We start from the raw sequence: 3,333 nt of genomic DNA, 5'->3' as shown, positions 1-3,333 counted from the left end.
CGCGATTAATCGCGTCTCTACAAAAGTTCTGGATAACACACATTTAATTTCTAGAAATTTCTATTAATTATATTTGGTGCAAAATTAACTTCATTTGCTATCAGGTAAATCCATCACGCTGCGGTAATGAGTTTCTATTTGGGCTACGGTTTGAGATTTACGTTTTGTCTCCCATTGACTGTGTTGAAATAACTCTTGGCAAAGTTCATCAACGTTAATTGTGGTTACTTTACCATCAGCAACAATTTGCTTACCCTTTACCCAAGCACCATTAACAACGTTGGTGGGACGACCTAAAACTAATAAGCCGATGGGATCTGTACGGGGTAGCAATGATAAATTAGTGAGATCATAAAGCATTAAATCGGCTTGTTTTCCCACCGTCAAAGAACCGAGTTTGTCTGCTACATTCAATCCTTTTGCTCCTCCCAAAGCTGCCATTTCGATCGCTTGTCTAGGCGTAATCCAAGACTGATAATCTAAGTCGGTTACATTGTGTAAAATAGAGCCAATTTTGATAGCTTCTAGTAAATCTTGGGAGTCATTACTCGAAGCACCATCACAGCCAAAAGTTACATTGACCCCCGCTTGTCGATATTTTAAAATTGGGGCGATACCACTGCCTAAACGCAGGTTACTCAAGGGATTATGCACAACTGTAGATTGAGTTTCTGCCAGGATGGCGATGTCACGATCGCTTAACCATACACAATGAGCTAAAGAAGTGCGATCGCTCAAATACCCAATTCTTTTAAGATGTTCAACCGCAGTACAACCGTATTTTTCTTGAGCAAGTTTTTCCTGTGCTTTCGTTTCGAGTAAGTGAGAGTGACGACAAAGATTATAGCGATCGCTTAATTCTATACACCCTGCAAATAACGCATCAGTACACAATTGTATCCCGGTAGGTGCAACTAAAATACTTATACCCTCATCTGGACGATGAAACTTTTTCACCGCCTCTTCGATGATTTCTAATGTTGCCAAAGTTGAGCGAAAATAAGGCTCATGATTTTGTTGTGATTCTCCAGAAGGCATCCCTGCGGTGAGTGATTCATCTTGAATTAAAGGTGCAATAAAAGCCCGAATTCCTACTGCTTGATAAGCGCGAGTTGCAGTGGCGATCGTTTCTAGTTCTTGTCCAGGAATTAACACTAGATGATCTACTACACTCGTACCGCCGGAAAGTAAAGTTTCTACTGCTGTTCCTAAAGCGCTGAGATAAACCTTCTCCAAATCAAGGGGGGCAAAGTCATATAATTCCGCTAGCCATAACTCTAAAGGAAATACTGACATAATTCCCCGTTGCCACATTTCTGATGAGTGGGTGTGGGCATTAAAGAACCCAGGCAGTAACAGTTTATTGTTACCATTAAAGACAGTACCGATTACATCTAAGTTAGCAGCAATAGCGGCAATTTTCCCATCAACAACCTGCACATCTACGGTTGCATAATCGTCATTGGTGGCAATCAAAACATTCTGGATAGTGAAATTCACAATATTTAACCTTGATTAAGTTATCGAACACTCACTAGCAATTCAAGTTACAAATTAAAAAATGGTTTTGGGTGTTGTAATTTATGAATCTGCCTTTTCGGACATTGGGAGTTGCACCAAATGCTTGGACTGTGAATCAGGCGATCGCAGATATCACTCGTCCTCAAAAGACCCCACAATCCGCTATTTTATCAACAGAAACCAAAACCCTGTGCCTAGACTTGGCAAAAGCCGCCATCCTTGTCATTGATATGCAAAACGACTTCTGTCACCCTGATGGCTGGTTGGCGCATATCGGTGTGGACGTAACTCCAGCACGTCAGCCTATTGAACCTTTGAATAACTTACTGCCAGAATTGCGTGAGGCTGGTGTGGCGGTAATTTGGGTAAATTGGGGTAATCGTCCCGACTTGTTAAATATTAGTGCCGCTTCTCGCCATGTCTACAACCCTACAGGAGATGGTGTAGGTTTAGGCGATCCCTTACCTGCTAATGGTGCTAGAGTACTCATGGCAGGCAGTTGGGCAGCAGCAGTAGTAGACGAACTAGAACAGCTACCAGAAGATATTCGTGTGGATAAATACCGCATGAGTGGCTTTTGGGATACGCCTTTAGATAGTATCCTGCGGAACCTTGGAAGAACGACACTATTTTTTGCTGGTGTCAATGCTGATCAATGTGTAATGACTACACTCTGTGATGCTCATTTTTTAGGATATGACTGTATTTTAGTTAAAGACTGTAGTGCTACAACATCTCCCGACTATTGTTGGTTGGCGACGTTGTACAACATTAAACAATGTTTTGGTTTTGTCACTGATTCGCAAGCGATTTTAACAACGCTGAATAATCCTGAATCAACAGGAGGAGATCAATAAATGCACGCTACTCGTTGTGTAATTCCTGTTATCAAATCTCCCAAAGATTACCAAGTATACCGCATCAGTCCCCACGACTCTAATCGGTTAGCAATTATTTTTGATACAGCAAATGCTAATACTTCTTTAACTTGTTGTATAGAAATTTTTGATGTTGGTGGACAAACACCGCCAAACCGTCATCAGTGGGCAGTAGAAATGTTTTTCGTTCTTAAGGGGGAAGGGGTCGCAATTTGCGACGGTAAGAATGTCCGCATCCAAGCTGGAGATAGTTTATTAGTACCACCTACAGGAACTCATTTAATTAAAAATACAGGTAATAATCGCTTATATACTTTGACTGTGATGGTTCCCAATGAAGATTTTTCGGAATTAATTCGCAGTGGGATTCCTGTAGAGTTAGATGCAGAAGATATGGCAGTTTTAGGAAGATTAGATGCCTTAATGCCTTGTTAAAAATATGTGATTGTAGTGAGGACTTTAGTCTTCTCTTTTCTACGCTATCGTGTACACACATTTTTATGATGGGTGCAAAATGTGGTTGCTTCCCCTAAATCCACGCCACTTGCTACAACGGGGAGGCAGCCGTGTGGGTGGGTTTCCCTACTTGAACGGACTGCCGTGGGAACCCCCGCAACGCAGAAGCCCTGGCGACTAGAAGTCGCGGCTACACAGGCAAAACCCGCGTAGGCGGGTTTAAATTCTTTGATTTTTCATTAGTCCGCGCGAGTGTTTGAACCTCGTCGCCGAGTATCTGAGACTCGTGAGCGAGTATTTGAACCTCGTCGCCGAGTATCTGAGACTGGTGAGCGAGTATTTGAACCTCGTCGCCGAGTATTTGAGACTGGTGAGCGAGTGTTTGAATCTCGTCGCCGAGTATTTGAGACTGGTGAGCGAGTGTTTGAACCTCGTCGCCGAGTATTTGAGACTGGTGAGCGAGTGTTTGAATCTCGTC

At 42.6% G+C, this 3,333-nt stretch carries 4 protein-coding genes; 3 read left to right on the top strand and 1 reads right to left on the bottom strand.

What is annotated here, in order from left to right; all coding sequences use genetic code 11:
- Positions 1 to 90 precede the first annotated feature (90 nt).
- Entirely contained in the window at positions 91 to 1,500 is a 1,410-nt protein-coding gene (locus tag I8751_RS00545; protein ID WP_214437221.1) for an amidohydrolase, read from the bottom strand.
- Between the two features lie 83 nt (positions 1,501 to 1,583).
- On the opposite strand from I8751_RS00545, the gene I8751_RS00540 reads away from it, so the two are divergent.
- The 3 genes from I8751_RS00540 to I8751_RS00530 all read left to right on the top strand — a co-directional run.
- On the top strand, positions 1,584 to 2,378 hold the full coding sequence (locus I8751_RS00540) for a cysteine hydrolase family protein (protein WP_214437220.1): 795 nt from the start codon (positions 1,584 to 1,586) through the stop codon (positions 2,376 to 2,378).
- Positions 2,379 to 2,834 carry a cupin domain-containing protein gene (locus tag I8751_RS00535; RefSeq protein ID WP_214437219.1) on the top strand — a complete coding sequence of 152 codons (456 nt, stop codon included), beginning with the start codon at positions 2,379 to 2,381 and terminating at the stop codon, positions 2,832 to 2,834. It begins immediately after the preceding gene.
- Between the two features lie 273 nt (positions 2,835 to 3,107).
- A partial coding sequence (locus I8751_RS00530; RefSeq protein ID WP_214437218.1) for a hypothetical protein occupies positions 3,108 to 3,333 on the top strand: 226 nt, incomplete at its 3' end.

Source organism: Atlanticothrix silvestris CENA357 (genome assembly GCF_016056295.1).
Lineage (GTDB): Bacteria > Cyanobacteriota > Cyanobacteriia > Cyanobacteriales > Nostocaceae > Atlanticothrix > Atlanticothrix silvestris.
This window is presented reverse-complemented; position numbering and strand designations above follow the sequence as displayed.